The sequence below is a fragment of the Pseudomonas sp. ATCC 13867 genome, from assembly GCF_000349845.1.
Taxonomy (GTDB): Bacteria; Pseudomonadota; Gammaproteobacteria; order Pseudomonadales; family Pseudomonadaceae; genus Pseudomonas.
This window is the reverse complement of record NC_020829.1, coordinates 4,022,957-4,041,188: the sequence shown is the minus strand read 5'-3', so window position 1 is coordinate 4,041,188 and position 18,232 is coordinate 4,022,957. Positions and strand designations below refer to the sequence as shown.

Sequence of the window (18,232 nt, the reverse complement as noted above, 5' to 3'; positions counted from 1 at the left end):
ACAACCCGAACGAGATGAGCCCGTGCCAACGCCGGGTGACCTACCCACTTCCCCGCCCGCCGGCCCGCTCAGCGACTGGTGCCTGCCCCTGGTGGCGCTGCAGTTCCTCACCCGCCTGCCGGTGCGTTTCACGCAGATGCCCACGCCGGAACAGTTCGGCCGGGCGACGCTGTTCTATCCGCTGGTGGGGTTGCTGATCGGCGGGCTGCTGATGGGCGTGGGCGAGTTGCTGGTCAACGTGCACCTGCTGTTGCAGGCGGCGCTGTTGCTGGCGCTGTGGGTCCTGATCAGCGGTGCGCTGCACCTGGATGGCCTGGCCGATACGGCGGATGCCTGGGTCGGCGGCCTGGGCGATCGCGAGCGCACCCTGGCGATCATGAAGGATCCGTGCTGCGGGCCTGCGGCGGTGGTGACGCTGGTCGTGGTGTTGCTGCTGAAGTTCGCCGCGCTTGCCGCGGTGCTCGGCAACCACCAGTACTGGGCGCTGCTGCTGGCGCCGTGGCTGGGACGTTGTGCATTGCCTTTGCTGTTCTTCAGCACCGAGTACGCCCGCCGCGGCGGCCTCGGGCAGGCGCTGGCGGACCACTTGCCGCGCCGGGCGACACCCTGGATGCTGGCGGGCAACGCCGCGCTGATGGTGGTGATGGGGTTGCCCGGAATGCTTGCGGTGGCGGTTGCGCTGGTGGTCTTCGTCTGGCTGCGCCGCCGCTTCATCGCCCGCCTGGGCGGTACCACCGGGGATACCGCCGGGGCGATGGTGGAGCTGATCGAGTGCGCAGTGCTGGTGGCGCTGGCGGTCTGATCATGTCCCCGCGGTTATGCGGGTGGGCTGGACGTGTTGTAGGAGCGAGCTTGCTCGCGAACCGCATGGCTCCGATGCGGCCGGGAAGCGCGTTGGCGAGCAAGGGCTGGGCGCCCCCCCTCGGTCCTACGAAAAGCGCCCACCTCAATCGAAGGCGAAATGCTCCGTCTTCAAACCCATGATCGACTGCACCGGCTTCGCCATCGCCGCCGCATGCCCCTTGGCGCGCGGCAGCAGGCGGGCGAAGTAGAACTCGCTGGTAGCGATCTTCGCCTTGTAGAAGTCGCTCGACTCGCTGCCGCCCTGGCGCAGGCGCTTGCGCGCGGCGGCTTCCTGCAGCGCCCAGGAATACGCCAGCGCGGCGTAGCCGGAGAACATCAGGTAGTCGTGGCTGGCGGTGCTCACCAGGTCGCGCTGCTTGCGGGCGGTGAGGGCGATGCGCAGCGTCAGCAGGTTCCACTGCGCGCAGAGCTTGAGCAGGGTGAGCGCGCGACCGCGCATGGCCGGCTCCTGCTTGAGCAGTTCGACGGCGAACTTCGCCACCTGCCGGGTGAAGTCGCGCACCGCCTTGCCCTGGGTCATCAGCAGCACCTTGCGGCCGAGCAGGTCCAGCGCCTGGATGCCGGTAGTGCCTTCGTAGAGCGTGGCGATCCGCGCGTCGCGGACGATCTGCTCCATGCCGTGTTCCTTGATGTAGCCGTGGCCGCCGAATACCTGCATGCCGAGGTTAGCGCTCTCCAGGCCCAGTTCGGTCAGGCAGCCCTTGAGGATCGGGGTGAGGAAGCCGAGCTTGTCGTCCCAGCGGTCATATTCGGCGTTGTCGTTGGTCAGCAGGCCCTGGATCATCTTGTCGGCGTACTGGGTGGCTAGGTAGATCAGCGCGCGGCCGCCCTCGGCCACGGCCTTCTGGGTCAGCAGCATGCGGCGCACGTCGCCGTGGTGCATCAGGCTGTCGGCGATCTCGCCCGGTTCCTTGGTGCCGGAGAGGGCGCGCATCGAGCGGCGCTCGCGGGCATAGGCGAGTGCGCCCTGGTAGGCCAGCTCGGCGGTGGCGACGCCCTGGATGGCGGTGCCGATGCGCGCGCTGTTCATGAAGGTGAACATGCACTCCAGGCCCTTGTTCGGTTCGCCGATCAGGTAGCCGGTGGCGCCGTCGAAGTTCATCACGCAGGTGGCCGAGGCCTTGATGCCCATCTTCTTTTCCAGCGCGCCGCAGGTCACGCCGTTGCGCGGGCCGAGGCTGCCGCTTTCACCCGGCAGGAATTTCGGCACGATGAACAGCGAGATGCCGCGCGTGCCTTTGGGCGCGTCCGGCAGGCGTGCGAGCACGATGTGGACGATGTTCTCGGTGAGGTCGTGCTCGCCGGAGGAGATGAAGATCTTGGTGCCGGTGATCGCGTAGCTACCGTCGGTGTTGGCTTCGGCGCGGGTCTTCACCTGACCCAGGTCGGTGCCGCACTGCGGCTCGGTCAGGCACATGGTGCCGCCCCAGCGGCCTTCGGTGAGCGGGGTGAGGTAGGTCTGCTTCTGCGCCTCGGTGCCGTGCTGCATCACGGTGTTCATCGCGCCCAGCGACAGCCCCGGGTACATCGAGAACGGCCAGTTGGCGGTGCCCAGCATCTCCTGCTTGAGCGCGCCCAGGCTCATCGGCAGGCCCTGGCCGCCGTATTCCACCGGGTGCGACAGGCCCTGCCAGCCGCCGGCGACGTAAGCGTCGTAGGCTTCCTTGAAGCCCTTGGGGGTGCGCACTTCGCCGTTCTCCAGGTGGCAGCCTTCCTCGTCGCCACTGTGGTAGAGCGGGGCGATAACCTCCTCGCAGAGTTTCGCGCATTCGCCGAGAATGGCATCGACCATGTCCGGCGTGGCTTCGCCGCCGTTGACCAGGTTCTGGTAGTGGCTGGGGAAATCGAAGACTTCGTTGAGCAGGAAGCGGGTGTCGCGCAGCGGAGCTTTGTAGACGGGCATCGGGGACCTCGGAGCGTGATGCGCCCCGTCGAAAGCGCGGGGCTGGATGGCCGCAGTTATACGGCTGGCTCCGCGCGATGCCCTTGGCTGCGCCAACGCGCCGATCTGGCAGATGGGACAATCGGTCGCGCCGGCCATTGACGATCCGCAGATTGCGGGTATATACACGCAGTCATGCTGACGACCCACTGTCTCTGTACCAAATTGCGCCGCTCCGCCCGTGCGGTCACCCGTGTCTATGATGACGCCCTGAAGGGGGTCGGGTTGACCACGCCGCAGTTTTCCCTGTTGCGGCACCTGTCGCGGCTGGAGCAGCCGAGCATCTCCGAACTGGCCGAAGCGATGGGCCTGGACCGCAGTACCCTCGGGCGCAACCTCAAGCCGCTGGAAGGCGAGGGGCTGGTACGCCTGGCGGAGGGCGCAGACCTGCGCAACCGTATCGTGGTGCTGACCGCGGAAGGACTGGCGCGCATCGAGCTTGGCCGCGAGGCCTGGGATGCGGCGCAGCAGGATGTCGCGGCCCACCTGGGCGAGGACAAGCGCCGTCAGCTGGAAGCCTTGCTGGATGAACTGGCCGAGCTGGAGAGCTAGCGGCGGCCCGCGTGCAATGGATAGCTTTTCACCTTAGAAGACGGATTAAAAGCGGGTATATACCCGTTTAGGAGAAAACGATGTCGAAGCTATCGCGCACGGCGTTCTGGATACTCTTGTCCGGCGCCCTGATCCTGGCCTTGTCCCTGGGCATCCGCCACGGCTTCGGCCTGTTCCTGGCGCCGATGAGCGCCGAGTTCGGCTGGGGCCGCGAGACCTTCGCCTTCGCCATCGCCCTGCAGAACCTCATCTGGGGCATCGCCCAGCCGTTCACCGGGGCCATCGCCGACCGCTTCGGCGCCATGCGCACCGTGCTGGTGGGCGGCATCCTCTACGCCGTCGGCCTGGTGCTGATGGGCTACTCCGATTCGGCCTTCAGCCTGTCCTTGAGCGCGGGCCTGCTGATCGGCATCGGCCTGTCCGGCACTTCCTTCTCGGTGATCCTCGGTGCGGTGGGCCGTGCGGTACCGCTGGAGCGGCGCAGCATGGCGATGGGCATCTCGGCGGCGGCCGGCTCCTTCGGTCAGTTCGTCATGCTGCCGGGCACCCTCGGCCTGATCAGTTGGCTGGGCTGGTCCGCTGCGCTGCTGGCGCTGGGCCTGCTGGTGGCACTGATCGTTCCGCTGTCCGGGCTGATGCGCGACAAGCCGCTGCCGGTCCAGGGCCACGAGCAGACCCTTGGCGAGGCGTTGCGCGAGGCGGCCGGCCATTCCGGCTTCTGGCTGTTGTCCCTGGGCTTCTTCGTCTGCGGCTTCCAGGTGGTGTTCATCGGCGTGCACCTGCCGGCCTACCTGGTGGATCGTCACCTGCCGGCCACCGTCGGCACCACGGTGCTGGCGCTGGTGGGGCTGTTCAACGTGTTTGGCACCTACATCGCCGGCTGGCTGGGCGGGCGGATGAGCAAACCCAAGCTGCTCACCGGCCTGTACCTGCTGCGCGGCGTGGTGATCGTCGCCTTCCTCTGGGCGCCGCTGACGGTATGGACGGCCTATGCCTTCGGCATTGCGATGGGGCTGCTGTGGCTGTCCACCGTGCCGCTCACCAATGGCACCGTGGCCACGCTGTTCGGCGTGCGCAACCTGTCGATGCTCGGCGGCATCACCTTCCTGTTCCACCAGGTCGGCGCCTTCCTCGGCGGCTGGCTGGGGGGCTATGTGTATGACCACACCGGCAACTACGATCTGGTCTGGCAGGTTTCCATCCTCCTCAGCCTGCTGGCGGGCCTGCTCAACTGGCCAGTGCGTGAGCGCCCGATCGAGCGGCCAGTCCTGGAGGCCGCGTGAAACGCAGGCTGGTGATCGTACTGGTACTGGGCATTTGCCTGGCGCTGGCCGGCCTCGCCTGGTGGGGCTGGCAGCGCGGCGGGCTGGCGCTGATGCAATTGGGCATGGGCAGTTGCTGATGCCCGGTGCGCGGGGTAGCGTGGCGGAATCACTCGAGGATCACTGCCATGCGTCTCTCTCTGCTCGCCCTGACCCTGCTGTTGCCCTTTGCCGCCCAGGCCGCCGAGTGTCCGGCGCTGCTCAAGACTCAGGGTGAATTGCCCAAGCTGCGTTCCAAGGACGTGCTCGACCTCTGCGAGCTGTATGCCGGCAAGCCGCTGGTGGTGGTGAACACCGCCAGCCACTGTGGCTTCACGCCGCAGTTCAAGGGGCTCGAGGCGGTCTACCAGAAGTACAAGGGGCAGGGCCTGGAAGTACTCGGCGTGCCCTCCGACGACTTCAAGCAGGAAGACGCCGACGCCGCCGAGACCGCGAAGATCTGCTACGGCAATTACGGTGTGACCTTCAACATGACCTCGGTGCAGCACGTCAGCGGCGACGAGGCGATCCCCCTGTTCAAGGACCTCGCGCAGCAGGCTGACCAGGTGCCGCGCTGGAACTTCTTCAAGTACGTGGTGGATCGCCAGGGCAAGGTGGTGGCGGAGTTTTCCAGCCTGACCAAGCCAGATGATCCCGAGCTGCAGGCGGCCATCGAGAAAGCTATCGCCAGCCAGCCCTGAATCAACGGCTTTTTGTAGGAGCGAGCTTGCTCGCGAACGCATGGCACCGGCGCGGCCGGCAAACGGGTTCGCGAGCAAGCTCGCTCCTACAATGAACCCTGTCGGAGACAGATCATGAAACCACCAGCCGGGCCGGTGCCCGGCTTTTTTGTGCAGCGCATCGGGCGGAAGTGAAATTTCCTGTTACAGGTTCAGCGCTGGAGTGCGACAATTCGTGCCCGGCGGCTCAGCAATTGGCCGCCGATGTCATGGATATGATTCAGGAGATTCACCCTATGGATGGCAAAGCCCTCTTCCTCGTTGCCTTGCTCGCGCAGGCTGGCGCCGCGCCCGCGTTTGCCGCACCCGCCACTTCCAGTTCCAGCGAAGCCCCTGCTGCTGCGGCCGCCACAGCCCCCGCCGCCGAGTCGGACGAGGAAATGTCGCCCGAGACCTTCGTCGCCAGCCTGCACTTCCAGAAGGGCAAGGTGGTGGTCGGTGACAACCTCGCCACCTTCGACCTGCCGGACAATTTCGTCTTCCTCGACGGCAAGGATGCCGAGCGTGTGCTGGAGGCCTGGGGCAACCCGCCCAGCTCCGAGCCGCCATTGGGCATGTTGATGCCAGCGGACGTCTCGCCCTTCGCCGCCGAGTCATGGGCGGTGACCGTGCAGTATGAGGAGAGCGGTTACGTGTCCGACGAGGACGCGGCGAAGATCGACTACGCCGAGATGCTCAAGGACATGCAGAACGATCTCAAGGAAGCCAACCCGCAGCGCGAGCAGCAGGGCTTCGAGGCGATCCAACTGATCGGCTGGGCCGCGCCGCCGCGTTATGACGCCGCCGAGAAGAAACTGTACTGGGCCAAGGAGCTGCAGTTCGGCGACGCCAAGGAGCACACGCTGAACTACAACATCCGCGTGCTGGGCCGCAAAGGGGTGCTGGTGCTGAACTTCGTGGCCGGTATGGAGCAACTGCCGGAGATCGAGAAGAACGTCGACAAGGTGCTGGCCATGACCGAATTCAATCCGGGCAGCCGCTATGTCGACTTCAACCCCAGCGTCGACAAGGTCGCGGCCTATGGCCTGGGCGCGCTGATTGCCGGCAAGGTGGCGGCCAAGGTCGGCCTGTTCGCCACCGCGCTGGTGCTGCTGAAGAAGCTGTGGATCATCCCGGCGCTGGCCATCGGCTGGATCCTCCGCCGCTTCAAGCGCAAGCCCCCCACCGAGGGCTGATTCGCAGGCATGGCTTCAAGGCAAAGAAAAGCCGGGCAATGCCCGGCTTTTTTGCTCTTGGTAGGAGCGAGCTTGCTCGCGAACAGAACTCCAGGCAACGCCGGCGCCAAGCGGTTCGCGAGCAAGCTCGCTCCTACAAAAACACTGCGACATCTGGTCCGGCCACGCACGATAGAAAAAGCCGGGCATTTGCCCGGCTTTTTCATGCTGCTGAAGGATCAGCCTTTCTCGCCCTGGACGGTCTTGCCGTTCACGCTGCCTTCCTTGAGCATGATCTGGTATTCCTTGCCGTCGGACTCCTGTTGATACAGGCGGACCAGCAGGTAATCCCAGTCCTTGGCGAACCAGAGGACGGTCTTGCGGTTGCTCTTGGTAGGGTCGCGCACGCGCTCCACCTTGATGGCGGTGATCAGGCCGGCCTGGGTGCGGACCTTCTCCTCGCCCAGCACGCGGAAATCGTAGGTATCGGTGTCGGTACCCTCGATCACCTGGTAGCTCATGGCCTTCTTGCCGACAGCCACATCATGCTGCAGCGCGAGCTGGTAGGTCGACTTGTCCAGCTGTCCCTTGTTCAGCGGCTGGCGCACCTGGTCGCCACGGTCGCTGCCCAGTACCTGCTTCTCGGCCCAGTCGAAATCGAGCTCGGTCTGCTTGTTCTTGCCCAGGCCTTCGCGGGCCCAGCGGTAGGTCAGCGGCAGGTAGGTGTCGTTCTCGACCTTGAACGTACTGGTCTCGGTGAGACTGGCGAGCAGCATGGACGCCTTGAAATCCAACTCCCAACGGCCGCCGTCGCCTTGCTTGAGGCTGCGGGAGGCGGTCCCGCTGATCGGCATCTGTTTCCAGTCGGCGGTGTAGCTGGCCTCGAACGGCTGCAGCTCGAAAGCCTGGGCCGGCAAGGTCAGTACAGCCATCAGGAACAGCAGGGCTCTACGCATCACGAATCTCCTAGGTTCGGTACGAATAGCCGGAGGCGGGCAGAAGCTCCCCATCCAGCATGGCGCCTTGCTCGCCCAGGCACAAACGGCCTTCGGCGAACCAGTGCATGGCCAGCGGATAGATCAAGTGCTCCTGCACGTGAACGCGCTGCGCCAGCGTTTCCGGCGTGTCGTCAGACTGTACCGGGATTGTCGCCTGTACGACCAGTGGTCCACCGTCAAGTTCCTCCGTGACGAAGTGCACGCTGCAGCCATGTTCGGCGTCGCCGGCTTCCAGCGCGCGCTGATGGGTGTGCAGGCCCTTGTACTTGGGCAGCAGGGACGGATGGATGTTCAGCAGGCGGCCGTGATAGTGACGCACGAAGCCGGGGCTGAGGATGCGCATGAAGCCGGCGAGCAGCACCAGGTCAGGGCTGAAGCCATCGATGGCCTGGATCAGCGCGGCATCGAAGCTTTCACGGTCGGCATAGGCCTTGTGGTCGAGGAAGCAGGTCTCGATGCCGGCCTTGCGCGAGCGCTCCAGACCGTAGGCGTCCGCGCGGTTGGACACCACCGCGCGGATCGCTGCCGCCGACGGGGCGTCGGCGAGGCTGTCGATCAGGGCTTGCAGGTTGCTGCCGGAGCCGGAAATCAGCACCACGACATTGCAAGGTGTGGACATCAGTGGCCTTTCAGGTTGTTCAGGACCACGCGCTCGGCGTCGGCGGCGCAGGCTTCGATGCTGCCGATGACCCACGGCTGCTCGCCGGCGTCACGCAGGGCTTTCAGGGAAGCCTCGACCTGGTCCTGGGCAACACAGATGACCATGCCCACGCCGCAGTTCAGCACGCGGTGCATCTCGGTCTCGTCGACGTTGCCTTTTTCCTGCAGCCAGTCGAAGACCGCCGGGCGTTGCCAACTGGCCACGTCGATCACGGCCTGGGCGTTGTCCGGCAGGACGCGCGGGATGTTGTCGAGCAGGCCGCCACCGGTGATGTGGGCCATCGCCTTCACCGCGCCGGTCTGCTTGATCAGTTGCAGCAGGGGTTTGACGTAGATGCGGGTCGGGGCCATCAGCAGGTCGGCCAGGGGCTGGCCGTTCAGCTGGGTGGACTCGATGTCGGCGCCGGAGACTTCGATGATCTTGCGGATCAGCGAGTAGCCGTTGGAGTGCGGGCCGGAGGAGGGCAGGGCGATCAGGGCGTCGCCGGCGACCACTTTCGAGCCGTCGATGATCTCGGACTTCTCCACGACGCCGACGCAGAAGCCGGCCAGGTCGTAGTCTTCGCCTTCGTACATGCCGGGCATCTCGGCGGTTTCGCCACCGACCAGGGAGCAGCCGGCCAGCTCGCAACCGGCGCCGATACCGGTGACCACGGTGGCGGCCACGTCGACGTTGAGCTTGCCGGTGGCGTAGTAGTCGAGGAAGAACAGCGGCTCGGCGCCGCACACGACCAGGTCGTTCACGCACATGGCGACCAGATCCTGGCCGATGCTGTCGTGCTTGTTCAGGTTCAGCGCCAGGCGCAGCTTGGTGCCGACGCCGTCGGTGCCGGAGACCAGTACGGGCTGCTTGTAACCGGCCGGGATTTCGCACAGAGCGCCAAAGCCACCCAGGCCGCCCATGACTTCCGGACGCGCGGTGCGCTTGGCGACGCCTTTGATGCGTTCGACCAGGGCTTCGCCGGCGTCGATGTCCACACCGGCGTCCTTGTAGCTCAACGAGGGTTGCTTGTTGCTCATAAATCCAGGCCTATAGATAGGGATGATTCGTCTTGCCGCCGGGCGCGCCGTTCGCGCTTCCCGGCCTGCGCGGGAGGCGCGGGATTTTATCAGGCTTGCCCGGCAGCGGCCATCTCGTGCTGTTGCCGCTGGCCGGACGGCTGTTTAAGGTATAGGCCTTCCTTGCCGGCTCGTTGGATGCCGGCATCTTCGTTTTCCTCCGCGAGAGCCCGCCATGCGTCTGACTGCCCGCCTGTTGATCCTCTGCCTGTCGCTGCTCAGCCTGCCATCCTTCGCTGAAACGCTTGGCAATCTTTACCAGGTGCACGAGCCGGTGGCTTCCCAGCAGCCGGACGAGCGCAACGCCGGCCTGACCCGCGCCCTGCAGACCCTGGTGCAACGCCTGACCGGCGACACCCGCGGCCTGCAAAGCCCCGCGCTGGCGGGCTATTTCAAGGACCCGCAGCAATTGATCAGCCAGTACGGCTACGAGAACGGTCCGCCGCTGGCGCTGGTGGTGGACTTCGATCCGACCGCCACCGACAACGCGCTGCGCCAGGCCGGCCTGCCTGTCTGGGGTGCCAGCCGTCCGTCCGTACTGGCCTGGTGGCTGAATGAAAGCACCGATGATGGCAGCAGCCTGGTGGGTGACAGCCAGGAAGCCGCTGCGCCGCTGAACCGTGCCGCTCAACGCCGCGGCCTGCCGCTGCGCCTGCCGATGGCTGACCTCAGCGAGCAGCAGGTCGGCACTGCCGAGAACCTCAACGCCGCCCAGCCTGACGCGCTGAACGCTGCCTCCGAGCGCTACGGCGCCGACGCCCTGCTGGCGGTGGACGCCAAGGAAGCCGACGGCAAGTGGACCGCCACCTGGCGCGTATGGATGGGCGATAGCCGCGAACAGGGCCAGGCCCAGGGCGATACTCCGGACGCGCTGGCCGATGCGGTGATGCTCGGTGTGTCGCAACGTCTATCGCAGCGTTTCGTCGGTTCGGCAGGATCGGCTTCGGCCCAGGTCCTGCAGATCGAGGGCGCCGATCTGGCTCGCTACGCCGAGGTGTCGCGTCTGCTCGAGCCTATGGGCGCCAAGCTGGTGCTGGTGCAGGGCGGCAAGCTGGTCTACAACGTGACCGCGAGCCCCGAGCAATTGCGCGCGCAACTGGCGCTGGCCCGCCTGCAGGAAGCCTCCGCCGAACCGACCCCGCCAGCGGTGGATGCCAATGGCCAGCCGGTGCCGAACCCCGCCGTACCGCGCCAGAACATCCTGCGTTTCCACTGGTGATTTCTGCGGATAACGCCATGCCCCGGGAGCGGACAAAGTCCCGTTGCGGGGCATGGCCGCTCTGATCCGTACCGGGGAGCTGCGTTATCCTTCTGATTTGGATAAACTTTCAGTCACCAAGGCTCACCCTAAGCGATTGAAGAAACGCTCGGCCCGCATGACTCCTATGCAGCTCCCCCTAAGCGTACGCCTGCGTGATGACGCAACGTTCGCCAACTACTACCCCGGTGCCAATGCCGCGGCGCTGGGCTATGTCGAGCGCCTGTGCGAACCGGAAGCGGGTTGGACGGAGAGCCTGATCTATCTCTGGGGCGCCGAAGGCGTGGGCCGCAGCCACTTGTTGCAGGCCGCCTGCATCCGTTCCGAACAGCTCGGCGAGCCGTCCGTCTACCTGCCGATGGCGGATCTGGTGCCCTACGGCCCGGAAATCTTCGACAACCTCGAACAACGCGAGCTGGTGTGCCTGGACGACCTCGATGCCCTGGCCGGCAAGCGTGAGTGGGAAGAAGGGCTGTTCCACCTGTTCAATCGTCTGCGCGATTCCGGCCGCAAGCTGCTGCTGTCGGCGTCGGTGTCGCCACGCGAGCTGGGGGTGAAGCTGCCGGACCTGAAATCCCGCCTGACCCTCTCGCTGATTTTCCAGCTGCACCTGCTGAGCGACGAAGAAAAGCTGCGTGCCCTGCAACTGCGCGCCTCTCGTCGCGGCCTGCACCTGACCGACGAAGTGGGGCGCTTCATCCTCACCCGCGGCGCGCGCAGCATGCAGTTCCTCTTCGACCTGCTGGACGAGCTGGACAAGGCGTCGCTGCAGGCCCAGCGCAAGCTGACGATTCCCTTCCTCAAGGAAACCATGGGCTGGTAAGCCCAGGTTTCCTCCGGCGGTTGCTCAGGCGCTCGTCGCTTCCTGCTGTGTTTCCTCGCCTTCGCCGGCCCGCTTGCGGTCGTACTGGAAGCGCCAGCGGGTGTACAGCAAGGCCGAGCAGAACAGCCCGACGCTGAGGATGATCTCGGCCCAGCCGAAGATGGCGTGGGCGGGATCGAAGGCGTTGAGCACACCGAGGATGAAGTACAGATTGATCACGTAGCAGGCCCAGGCGTGGCCGCGCGCGCTGCCGATCAGCAGGCCCGGCGCGACCACCAGCAGCGGCAGCAGCTTGAAGCCGAGGAAGACCCACGGTACCCAGTGCGCGCCACCGTGGGCGTCGGCGAACAGCACATCCCAGATGACGATGAGCAGAATCAGGCCGATGAAGCTGCCGAGGGCAATGGCCCGGCTGGCGGCCAGCCGGGGCTTGAGCCAGTCCATCGACGGCAGCGGTTTGTTCTTGCGGGCCATTCAGCTCTCCAGTTTGCGGGCGACTTCGGCCAGGCGCTTGCCCAACGCGCGGCACAGGGTGATTTCGTGATCATCGAGGCTGCGCTTGCCATCCGCGCCGGCGAAATGGCTGGCGCCGTAGGGGGTGCCGCCGCCTCGGGTTTCCAGCAGGGCCGGCTCGCTGTAGGGGATGCCGGTGACGATCATGCCGTGGTGCAACAGCGGCAGCAGCATCGACAACTGGGTGGTTTCCTGGCCGCCGTGCAGGCTGGCGGTGGAAGTGAATACCGCCGCCGGCTTGCCCACCAGGCCGCCGGTCAGCCAGAGGCTGCTGGTGCCGTCGAGAAAGTACTTGAGTGGTGCGGCCATGTTGCCGAAGCGCGTCGGGCTGCCCAGCACCAGGCCAGCGCAGTCCTTCAGGTCGTCCAGGGTGGCGTAGAGCACGCCTTCGGCCGGGATGTCCGGGGCTACCGCTTCGCATTCGGTGGAGACGGCGGGCACCGTGCGCACGCGGGCTTCCAGGCCGCCCTGTTCCACGCCACGGGCGATCTGTCGTGCCATTTCCGCGGTGGCGCCGTGGCGGCTGTAGTACAGGACCAGGATATAGGGCGTGTTCAAGGCAGGATCTCCAGCACCTTCTCCGGCGGGCGGCCGATCACCGCCTTGTCGCCGACGATCAGGATCGGTCGCTCGATCAGCTTGGGATGGCTGGCCATCGCCTCGATCAGTTGCTCGTCGCTGAGCGCCGGATTGGCCAGGTCGAGGGTCTTGTACTCGTCCTCGCCGGTGCGCAGCAATTGGCGCGCGCCGATGCCCAGCTTGCCGAGCAGCGCCTTGAGTTCAGCCGCGCTGGGCGGGGTTTCCAGGTAGCGGATGATCTCCGCCTGGATACCGCGTTCTTCCAGCAGTTCGAGGGCGCCGCGGGATTTCGAGCAGCGGGGATTGTGGAACAGGGAAATCTGGCTCATGTGCCGGGACTCGCAAGGCCGATGAAGTGGCGGCTATTCTAACCGCCTCCTCGGATCGGACTGAACCGCTGTCGTGCGGCGCGATCTACGAGGACGGTTTTTCTGTGCAGCCAAAGGACAATTCATGCACGAACGCATGCGGGGCCTGGTCGAGTTCGGCCGCTATCTGGCCCAGCGCTTCCTCGCCGACAAGGCGCCGAACAGTGCGGCGGCCTTGACCTATACCACGTTGTTCGCTGTCGTCCCGATGATGACCGTGACCTTCGCCATGCTCTCGGCCGTGCCGGCCTTCGAGGGGATGGGGGAGCGCATCCAGTTGTTCGTGTTCCGCAACTTCGTACCCTCCACCGGCGAAGCGGTTGAGGCCTACCTGCGCAACTTCACCGTGCAGGCGCGGCATCTGACCTGGCTGGGCGTGGCCTTCCTGGCGGTGACCGCGTTCACCATGCTGGTGACCATCGAGAAGGCCTTCAACGCCATCTGGCGGGTGCGCCAGCCGCGCCGGGGCGTCGCGCGCTTCCTGCTGTACTGGGCGATCCTCAGCCTGGGGCCGCTGCTGCTGGGGACGGGCTTCGCGGTGTCGACCTACATTACCTCGCTGTCGCTGCTGTCCGGCCCTCACGCCCTGCCGGGGGCGGCGATGCTGCTGAAGTTCATGCCGCTGCTGTTCAGCGTCGCGGCCTTCACCCTGATCTACGCGGCGGTGCCCAATGCGCGGGTGCCTTTCCTTCACGCGTTGGCCGGTGGTGTCTTTACCGCGATCCTGTTCGAGGCGGCCAAGTCGCTGTTCGGCCTCTATGTCAGCTTCTTCCCCGGCTACAAGCTGATCTATGGCGCCTTCGCCACGGTGCCGTTGTTCCTGTTGTGGATCTACCTGTCCTGGCTGATCGTGCTGTTCGGCGCGGAGCTGGTCTGCAATCTGTCCTCGACCCGGCTGTGGCGGCGCCGCGCGCTGCCGCGCCTGCTGGTGATCATGGGGGTGCTGCGGGTGTTCTTCGATCGCCAGCGGCACGGCGTGCCGACCCGGCTGGAGCATCTGCACCGCGCGGGCTGGCTGTTGCCGGAAGACGAGTGGGAGGAGATTCTCGATTTTCTGGAAGGCGAGCAGCTGGTTTGCCGTGTCGGCGCAACCAGCGCGTCCTGGGTGCTGTGCCGCGACCTGGGCAGCTACCGCCTGCATCACCTGCTCAACCGCAGCCCCTGGCCGCTGCCGTGTCTCGACGCCTTGCCGACGGAACTGGACGAGCCCTGGTACCCCGCCTTGCGGGAAACCCTGGAGCGTTATCAGACGGAGCGGCAGGCACTTTTCGGCGCCAGCCTCGCAGAATGGTTGAAGCCGTCACATTCTGAGTGACGTAAAACGTCAGTTTCGGGCGATTCTGATGCTTCGGAGATTTCGTATTTAGTGTAGGGCGCGCCAGTCATGGCTATCTCTGGATTGGCACGCTTCTGGCTATAGCTCTGACAGGACAATGATGTTCTGTAGAAGTTCCTTCAAGGCCAGCGAATCCATGAACAACGACCAGAAAAAAGTAGTACACCTGCATCAGCGCGATCCTCAGAGTGCGCTGGAGAGGCTGAATAGAATCACTGGTCTGCAGTTCAGCAGTTGGCCGGAGTCCCTGCTGCCCGTGGCGCAGGGCGAGGCGAGCGGCGTGTCGCCACAGGCCGGGCCGGAACTCGAGGCGGCTGCCCAGGTACGTCAGCTGGGCTGATCGGATCAGAGGCTGGTGGCAATCGGGCGTGCGGTGCTTTCCTGCGGCTCGACGGCCTGGACGAACAGTTCCTCGACCACCAGGCGCGACAGGCCGATGGCTGCCCGCAATCTCACCTGCATGTCCTCGATACGCTGGCGGAACGGCAGTCGGGCGATGCCTGACAGCAGGATGCGGCTCTGCGCATTCACCGTGCCGTGATCGACGGCCACTTCTCGAACCTGTTCGCCATCCCGATAGATGACCACCAGTGTCACCGGCAACTCCGCCACACCGGGCAGTTGCAGCCAGGCGGCGATGTTGTAGTCGCTCAGGCGGCCGCCACTGGCCGAGTTGGCGACACGCGCGCTGCTGACGATGTGGCTGGGAACCTTGCTGACAAGCTGGTCGGTGGGCTGCATCTGGCAATCCTGTCGAAAGTGGGAGGCGTGCGTGGCGCCTGCCGCATAGTGGGGCTGCCGAGAGGCGGCTGGAGGAAAGGCTTCTAGTCGGCTCGGACTAACGTTCCGAATTATAGGTAGGTAATTTCCGACAAACCGGGCCTATTGCCGATCTTGGCTGTGACTTGTCTCGCAAATCAGCTTCAGACCAGGCGCAGCGGGTGCCGGGAGACGAGGGGCGTACTCAGGTTGGCGGTCGGCAACGGCAGGATGGTCTGGTTGTCGAAACTGGCCAGTTGCAGCCAGAGGTTTTCTCCTTCCACGAAATGTCCCTGGGGTAGCCACAGGCCGTGGTACCAGCCGTTGCCGGGCTCTGGGGTGCTCTGCAGCACGCCGGGGTGACGCTGGGCGTCAGGTGCGCGACGCAGCCAGACGGGCCGGGGAAGCCCTTTCAGGTAGCGCAGGCCCAGGTGCAGTCCGTCGTTGTTGAGGTGTCGCCAGCGCACCACGGCCAGGGTTGGCGTGCCGTTGTTGTTGAGGATCAGCAGCAATTGGCCGACCGGGAACTGGTTGGCACGATTGCCGGCACAGTTGATGCGGGCGCCCCCGGCGCTGACGTCCAGTATCCCGGCATCGCAACCGCCTTCGGTATCGGGGCTGAGCAGGTGCTGCTGGATGGCGCCAAGCCCCACGATCAGCCGGCAGGTGCCGGTCTGCTCGGTACGCTCGTGTCGACGCGGATGATGCCCCAGCCAGTGATGGCGGACGCGCTCCAGCAGGATGTCCTGGTCGACCTTGCGCAAGGGCGCGGGGTCGTGGAGGGCGATCAGCAGGGCGCCCAGCTCCAGGCGGCGCAGTTGCTCGGGCGGCACTTCGCCGATCTGCTCGTGACCGATGCAGGGCAGGTCGGCGCCCAGGTCGACCAGGTAGCCTTCCTGCTCCTCATCGTCCCAGACATGCAATCGGCCAAGGGCGGCGAGGGGAGCGAGAGCGCTGAACAGCTGCGGGGCTTCGCCTTCGGTCAGGTGGAAGGGGTTGCTCAGGGCGAGCAGCAGTATCTGCTGGTAGAGGCCGCGCAGGGTGCCGGCAGGAGTGGGGTCGAAGGCGGCCGCCACCGGCTCGTCGAGACACTCCTGGTGCTCGCCGACCCAGTACAGCAGGTGGCTGTCGCGCCAGAGCACGCCGGGCGGTTGCTGGTACTGCTGGTAGTGGCGCAGCAGCGCCTGGGCGAGGAAATGCTGGGCCATGTACAGGCACCAGGCCAGGTGCGGCCGCGACGGTTTGCGGCCGTGCAGAATCTGCAGCAGCAGACGCTTGAAACCCGCCGCCAGCTCGGTGCAGAAGTGCACGAACAGCGTCGGTGGCGCCTTTTCGTGGCGAATCATCTGCGAATAGTGGCGATATTCTTCGGTCAGGCTTTGCAGGGCGCGTTGCCTTTCCAGTAAGGTCAGCGCACATCGGTTGAGGCGGAACAGTGTACCCAGGGTCTTCTGTAGTCCTTCCAGCAGGGAATGGCGTCGGGATTCCTGAAGCACTGCCGCCAGATTGCTCGTTGCATCGGAATCCTCTTCGAGGATATCCGGCACCTCCAGACGCAAGGCATCGAGCGTCATGAACGCCCCGCATACACGAGGACTGAAGGCATGGGAGTGCGGCTCCGTATTGTGATGGGACTGGTCGCCGGCCTGCTCCTGGCCGGTTGTTCGGCTGACTATGGCAGCGATCAGCATGGACAGAAAGTAACCGCTGCGAGCATGGATGGCCAGTGGCTAGTCATTAATTATTGGGCCGAATGGTGCGCGCCGTGCCGCAAGGAAATTCCCGAGCTGAACCAGCTTGCCAAAGGGGGCGCGGAACAGGGTTTCCGGGTGCTGGGCGTGAATTTCGACGGGCTGCGCGATACCGATCTGGCCAAGTCTGCCCAGGCGCTGGGAATCGCCTACACGGTGCTGGCGGATGACCCCTCGCCGCGATACAGCCTGCCACGCAGCGAAGCGCTGCCTGTCACCTACATCGTCGACCCTGACGGCAAGTTGCGCGAGCAGTTGCTCGGCGAGCAGACCGCCGCCGGCCTGCAGGCGCGCCTGGCTGCTCTGCGGGAGGAGAAACGCTGATGGCCAGGATCTGTCTGCACGGCTATGTGAGTGGCAAGGTACAGGGCGTGTACTACCGCCAGAGCACGCAGGAACAGGCCGAACGCCTGGACATCGATGGCTGGGTGCGCAACCTGGACGACGGTCGGGTGGAGGTGCTGCTCGAGGGCGAAGAGGGTGCCGTGTGCGAGCTGGAGAAATGGCTGGCCCGCGGGCCGGTCAAGGCAAAGGTGGCGGCGGTGGAGCTGGCGCCGATGACGCCCCAGGGCATCACCGGCTTCATCGTGCGCCGCTGAGCACGGTCTGGCGTCAGTTGCTGGCCGCGCCAGGGTCCGCGGCCAGGCGGCCGGCATCGGTCATCAGGCTGTGCAGGAATTCCTTCTGCAACTCCGGATCGTTGCGGGTCAGCTCGATCAGGCTCTGCTCCAGCTCGCTGGCTTCCTCTTCCAGGCCAAGCTCGGAAAGACGCTTCACGCGGTGCACCCAGTGGTGCACATCATCCGCTTCCAGGTCGTCGTAGATCAGCCGGTGGGCTTCCTGCAGCTTGCCGCGAAGCGAGCGGCTGACCTGCAGGCTGGCGTCGGCGCGGGTATCGTCCGAGGGATCCTGCACGCTGAACTGCAGGCGGCCGATGCGGCTGACCTCTTCATCGCTGAAGGGGCCTTCCAGCAGGTTCAGGCGCAGCACGCCATGACGGTCGGTCAGCAGTTCCTGGGAGTTCTTGCCGGCGGTGACGGTCACCGGGCGTTCCGCCCAGGGCAGGCTCGAGTACTCCGTGCGCTTGTCGCGCTGGTGTTCTTCGATGGTTGCCAGGTTCTGCTCGGCGCGACCGTTGGATTGCACGTTCATGAATGGGTTCATGCCGTCGATGCCATAGCGGATCCAGCCACGGGTGACGCTCTCCGGCAGGTTGCCGAGGGCGAACACGTTGACCACATTGGCGCCGATGCCGGCGACGAAGGCCACGACGCCCAGCGGCATTTCGTAGGACTTGCGCCAGCCCTGGTAGGGCGTGTAGCGGTCGTAGCGCCGGGTGACCTCGAATTCGGTAACCTCGAAGGTCTTCTGCTCCTGCACGCGAATGCGACGCTGCGGCAGTTCCAGGGTGCCTGGCGTGCCCACGTCGATCTGCAGGCTGTGGTCGAGCAGTTTGCGCTCGACTCGCTCTTCATGTTCGCTGCGTTGCGGCAGCTGGTTGGCGCAGCCGCTCAGCAGGAGGCTGCCGCACAAGGCGGCAGCCGCGAGGCTGGAGGTACTTCGGGGGAACATCGC

The 18,232-nt window shown here is 65.5% G+C and carries 22 protein-coding genes; 12 read left to right on the top strand and 10 right to left on the bottom strand.

Translation table 11 applies throughout. The features are described from left to right. The first annotated feature begins 136 nt into the window (after positions 1–136). Positions 137–802 (top strand): adenosylcobinamide-GDP ribazoletransferase, encoded by a 666-nt coding sequence (locus H681_RS18040; RefSeq protein ID WP_236620550.1) that lies wholly within the window; start codon positions 137–139, stop codon positions 800–802. 144 nt (positions 803–946) lie between these two features. Here H681_RS18040 and H681_RS18035 read toward each other — a convergent pair whose 3' ends face one another. Continuing rightward, positions 947–2,767, bottom strand: a complete 1,821-nt coding sequence (locus H681_RS18035) for an acyl-CoA dehydrogenase C-terminal domain-containing protein (RefSeq protein WP_015478312.1) — start codon at positions 2,765–2,767, stop codon at positions 947–949. 174 nt (positions 2,768–2,941) lie between these two features. Between H681_RS18035 and H681_RS18030 the strand changes: the two genes are divergently transcribed. The 5 genes from H681_RS18030 to H681_RS18015 all read left to right on the top strand — a co-directional run bounded on the left by H681_RS18030 (position 2,942) and on the right by H681_RS18015 (position 6,574). After that, entirely contained in the window at positions 2,942–3,358 is a 417-nt protein-coding gene (locus H681_RS18030; RefSeq protein ID WP_041712134.1) for a MarR family winged helix-turn-helix transcriptional regulator, read from the top strand. 80 nt (positions 3,359–3,438) lie between these two features. After that, complete coding sequence (locus H681_RS18025; protein ID WP_015478310.1) at positions 3,439–4,641, top strand: MFS transporter; 1,203 nt, start codon at positions 3,439–3,441, stop codon at positions 4,639–4,641. Then, positions 4,638–4,760, top strand: coding sequence for a hypothetical protein (locus H681_RS27065; RefSeq protein WP_269078313.1), 123 nt, complete (start codon positions 4,638–4,640; stop codon positions 4,758–4,760). The genes H681_RS18025 and H681_RS27065 overlap by 4 nt, the downstream gene beginning before the upstream one ends. Positions 4,761–4,808: 48 nt before the next feature. After that, positions 4,809–5,360 (top strand): glutathione peroxidase, encoded by a 552-nt coding sequence (locus H681_RS18020; RefSeq protein ID WP_015478309.1) that lies wholly within the window; start codon positions 4,809–4,811, stop codon positions 5,358–5,360. A gap of 275 nt (positions 5,361–5,635) precedes the next feature. Beyond that, positions 5,636–6,574, top strand: a complete 939-nt coding sequence (locus H681_RS18015) for a DUF2167 domain-containing protein (RefSeq protein WP_015478308.1) — start codon at positions 5,636–5,638, stop codon at positions 6,572–6,574. 218 nt (positions 6,575–6,792) lie between these two features. Here the strand turns inward: H681_RS18015 and H681_RS18010 are convergent, their stop codons facing one another. From H681_RS18010 to purM, 3 genes are read right to left on the bottom strand one after another with little or no spacing between them, the layout of a single operon-like run. Then, positions 6,793–7,509 (bottom strand): DUF3108 domain-containing protein, encoded by a 717-nt coding sequence (locus tag H681_RS18010; protein WP_015478307.1) that lies wholly within the window; start codon positions 7,507–7,509, stop codon positions 6,793–6,795. Between the two features lie 10 nt (positions 7,510–7,519). Further along, on the bottom strand, positions 7,520–8,170 hold the full coding sequence (gene purN, locus H681_RS18005; RefSeq protein WP_015478306.1) for a phosphoribosylglycinamide formyltransferase: 651 nt from the start codon (positions 8,168–8,170) through the stop codon (positions 7,520–7,522). Further along, positions 8,170–9,231: a phosphoribosylformylglycinamidine cyclo-ligase gene (gene purM / locus H681_RS18000; RefSeq protein WP_015478305.1), complete on the bottom strand. Its 1,062-nt coding sequence runs from the start codon at positions 9,229–9,231 to the stop codon at positions 8,170–8,172. The genes purN and purM overlap by 1 nt, the downstream gene beginning before the upstream one ends. Before the next feature lie 214 nt (positions 9,232–9,445). On the opposite strand from purM, the gene H681_RS17995 reads away from it, so the two are divergent. Both H681_RS17995 and hda read left to right on the top strand, forming a co-directional pair. Beyond that, positions 9,446–10,489, top strand: coding sequence for a DUF2066 domain-containing protein (locus H681_RS17995; RefSeq protein ID WP_015478304.1), 1,044 nt, complete (start codon positions 9,446–9,448; stop codon positions 10,487–10,489). Positions 10,490–10,646: 157 nt separating this feature from the next. Beyond that, the gene (hda, locus tag H681_RS17990; protein ID WP_015478303.1) at positions 10,647–11,351 is read left to right on the top strand and encodes a DnaA regulatory inactivator Hda; all 705 of its coding nucleotides are present in this window, start codon (positions 10,647–10,649) and stop codon (positions 11,349–11,351) included. A gap of 24 nt (positions 11,352–11,375) precedes the next feature. Here the strand turns inward: hda and H681_RS17985 are convergent, their stop codons facing one another. The 3 genes from H681_RS17985 to arsC are packed head-to-tail and all read right to left on the bottom strand — an operon-like array spanning position 11,376 to position 12,772. Continuing rightward, complete coding sequence (locus H681_RS17985; RefSeq protein ID WP_015478302.1) at positions 11,376–11,825, bottom strand: DUF2069 domain-containing protein; 450 nt, start codon at positions 11,823–11,825, stop codon at positions 11,376–11,378. Further along, on the bottom strand, positions 11,826–12,422 hold the full coding sequence (gene wrbA / locus H681_RS17980; protein WP_015478301.1) for an NAD(P)H:quinone oxidoreductase: 597 nt from the start codon (positions 12,420–12,422) through the stop codon (positions 11,826–11,828). It lies immediately after the preceding gene. Next, a complete protein-coding gene (arsC, locus tag H681_RS17975) occupies positions 12,419–12,772 on the bottom strand; it encodes an arsenate reductase (glutaredoxin) (protein ID WP_015478300.1) in 354 nt (117 codons plus the stop codon). The genes wrbA and arsC overlap by 4 nt, the downstream gene beginning before the upstream one ends. A 124-nt stretch (positions 12,773–12,896) precedes the next feature. Here arsC and H681_RS17970 point away from each other — a divergent pair, with 124 nt between their 5' ends. Both H681_RS17970 and H681_RS27260 read left to right on the top strand, forming a co-directional pair. After that, complete coding sequence (locus H681_RS17970) at positions 12,897–14,126, top strand: YihY family inner membrane protein (RefSeq protein ID WP_015478299.1); 1,230 nt, start codon at positions 12,897–12,899, stop codon at positions 14,124–14,126. 157 nt (positions 14,127–14,283) lie between these two features. After that, positions 14,284–14,487, top strand: coding sequence for a hypothetical protein (locus H681_RS27260; protein WP_041712678.1), 204 nt, complete (start codon positions 14,284–14,286; stop codon positions 14,485–14,487). A 5-nt stretch (positions 14,488–14,492) separates the two neighbouring features. Here the strand turns inward: H681_RS27260 and H681_RS17960 are convergent, their stop codons facing one another. Together H681_RS17960 and H681_RS17955 are read right to left on the bottom strand one after the other, a co-directional pair. Beyond that, positions 14,493–14,888, bottom strand: coding sequence for a hypothetical protein (locus H681_RS17960; protein ID WP_015478297.1), 396 nt, complete (start codon positions 14,886–14,888; stop codon positions 14,493–14,495). Positions 14,889–15,070: 182 nt separating this feature from the next. After that, positions 15,071–16,480, bottom strand: a complete 1,410-nt coding sequence (locus H681_RS17955; RefSeq protein WP_015478296.1) for a PilZ domain-containing protein — start codon at positions 16,478–16,480, stop codon at positions 15,071–15,073. 30 nt (positions 16,481–16,510) lie between these two features. Here H681_RS17955 and H681_RS17950 point away from each other — a divergent pair, with 30 nt between their 5' ends. Further along, complete coding sequence (locus H681_RS17950; RefSeq protein WP_015478295.1) at positions 16,511–16,981, top strand: TlpA disulfide reductase family protein; 471 nt, start codon at positions 16,511–16,513, stop codon at positions 16,979–16,981. Next, positions 16,981–17,256, top strand: a complete 276-nt coding sequence (locus H681_RS17945) for an acylphosphatase (RefSeq protein WP_015478294.1) — start codon at positions 16,981–16,983, stop codon at positions 17,254–17,256. Before H681_RS17950 ends, H681_RS17945 begins: the two co-directional genes overlap by 1 nt. 13 nt (positions 17,257–17,269) lie before the next feature. On the opposite strand, the gene H681_RS17940 is transcribed toward H681_RS17945, so the two are convergent. Next, positions 17,270–18,229, bottom strand: coding sequence for a hypothetical protein (locus H681_RS17940; protein ID WP_015478293.1), 960 nt, complete (start codon positions 18,227–18,229; stop codon positions 17,270–17,272). Positions 18,230–18,232 lie beyond the last annotated feature (3 nt).

What these genes read in the sequence shown, in the direction of transcription:
- H681_RS18040 (WP_236620550.1), top strand. Translation starts at nt 137, where the DNA reads ATGCCCACGCCGGAACAGTTCGGCCGGGCGACGCTGTTCTATCCGCTG.
- H681_RS18035 (WP_015478312.1), bottom strand. Translation starts at nt 2,767, where the DNA reads ATGCCCGTCTACAAAGCTCCGCTGCGCGACACCCGCTTCCTGCTCAAC.
- H681_RS18030 (WP_041712134.1), top strand. Translation starts at nt 2,942, where the DNA reads ATGCTGACGACCCACTGTCTCTGTACCAAATTGCGCCGCTCCGCCCGT.
- H681_RS18025 (WP_015478310.1), top strand. Translation starts at nt 3,439, where the DNA reads ATGTCGAAGCTATCGCGCACGGCGTTCTGGATACTCTTGTCCGGCGCC.
- H681_RS18020 (WP_015478309.1), top strand. Translation starts at nt 4,809, where the DNA reads ATGCGTCTCTCTCTGCTCGCCCTGACCCTGCTGTTGCCCTTTGCCGCC.
- H681_RS18015 (WP_015478308.1), top strand. Translation starts at nt 5,636, where the DNA reads ATGGATGGCAAAGCCCTCTTCCTCGTTGCCTTGCTCGCGCAGGCTGGC.
- H681_RS18010 (WP_015478307.1), bottom strand. Translation starts at nt 7,509, where the DNA reads ATGCGTAGAGCCCTGCTGTTCCTGATGGCTGTACTGACCTTGCCGGCC.
- purN (WP_015478306.1), bottom strand. Translation starts at nt 8,170, where the DNA reads ATGTCCACACCTTGCAATGTCGTGGTGCTGATTTCCGGCTCCGGCAGC.
- purM (WP_015478305.1), bottom strand. Translation starts at nt 9,231, where the DNA reads ATGAGCAACAAGCAACCCTCGTTGAGCTACAAGGACGCCGGTGTGGAC.
- H681_RS17995 (WP_015478304.1), top strand. Translation starts at nt 9,446, where the DNA reads ATGCGTCTGACTGCCCGCCTGTTGATCCTCTGCCTGTCGCTGCTCAGC.
- hda (WP_015478303.1), top strand. Translation starts at nt 10,647, where the DNA reads ATGACTCCTATGCAGCTCCCCCTAAGCGTACGCCTGCGTGATGACGCA.
- H681_RS17985 (WP_015478302.1), bottom strand. Translation starts at nt 11,825, where the DNA reads ATGGCCCGCAAGAACAAACCGCTGCCGTCGATGGACTGGCTCAAGCCC.
- arsC (WP_015478300.1), bottom strand. Translation starts at nt 12,772, where the DNA reads ATGAGCCAGATTTCCCTGTTCCACAATCCCCGCTGCTCGAAATCCCGC.
- H681_RS17970 (WP_015478299.1), top strand. Translation starts at nt 12,897, where the DNA reads ATGCACGAACGCATGCGGGGCCTGGTCGAGTTCGGCCGCTATCTGGCC.
- H681_RS27260 (WP_041712678.1), top strand. Translation starts at nt 14,284, where the DNA reads ATGAACAACGACCAGAAAAAAGTAGTACACCTGCATCAGCGCGATCCT.
- H681_RS17960 (WP_015478297.1), bottom strand. Translation starts at nt 14,888, where the DNA reads ATGCAGCCCACCGACCAGCTTGTCAGCAAGGTTCCCAGCCACATCGTC.
- H681_RS17955 (WP_015478296.1), bottom strand. Translation starts at nt 16,480, where the DNA reads ATGACGCTCGATGCCTTGCGTCTGGAGGTGCCGGATATCCTCGAAGAG.
- H681_RS17950 (WP_015478295.1), top strand. Translation starts at nt 16,511, where the DNA reads ATGGGAGTGCGGCTCCGTATTGTGATGGGACTGGTCGCCGGCCTGCTC.
- H681_RS17945 (WP_015478294.1), top strand. Translation starts at nt 16,981, where the DNA reads ATGGCCAGGATCTGTCTGCACGGCTATGTGAGTGGCAAGGTACAGGGC.
- H681_RS17940 (WP_015478293.1), bottom strand. Translation starts at nt 18,229, where the DNA reads ATGTTCCCCCGAAGTACCTCCAGCCTCGCGGCTGCCGCCTTGTGCGGC.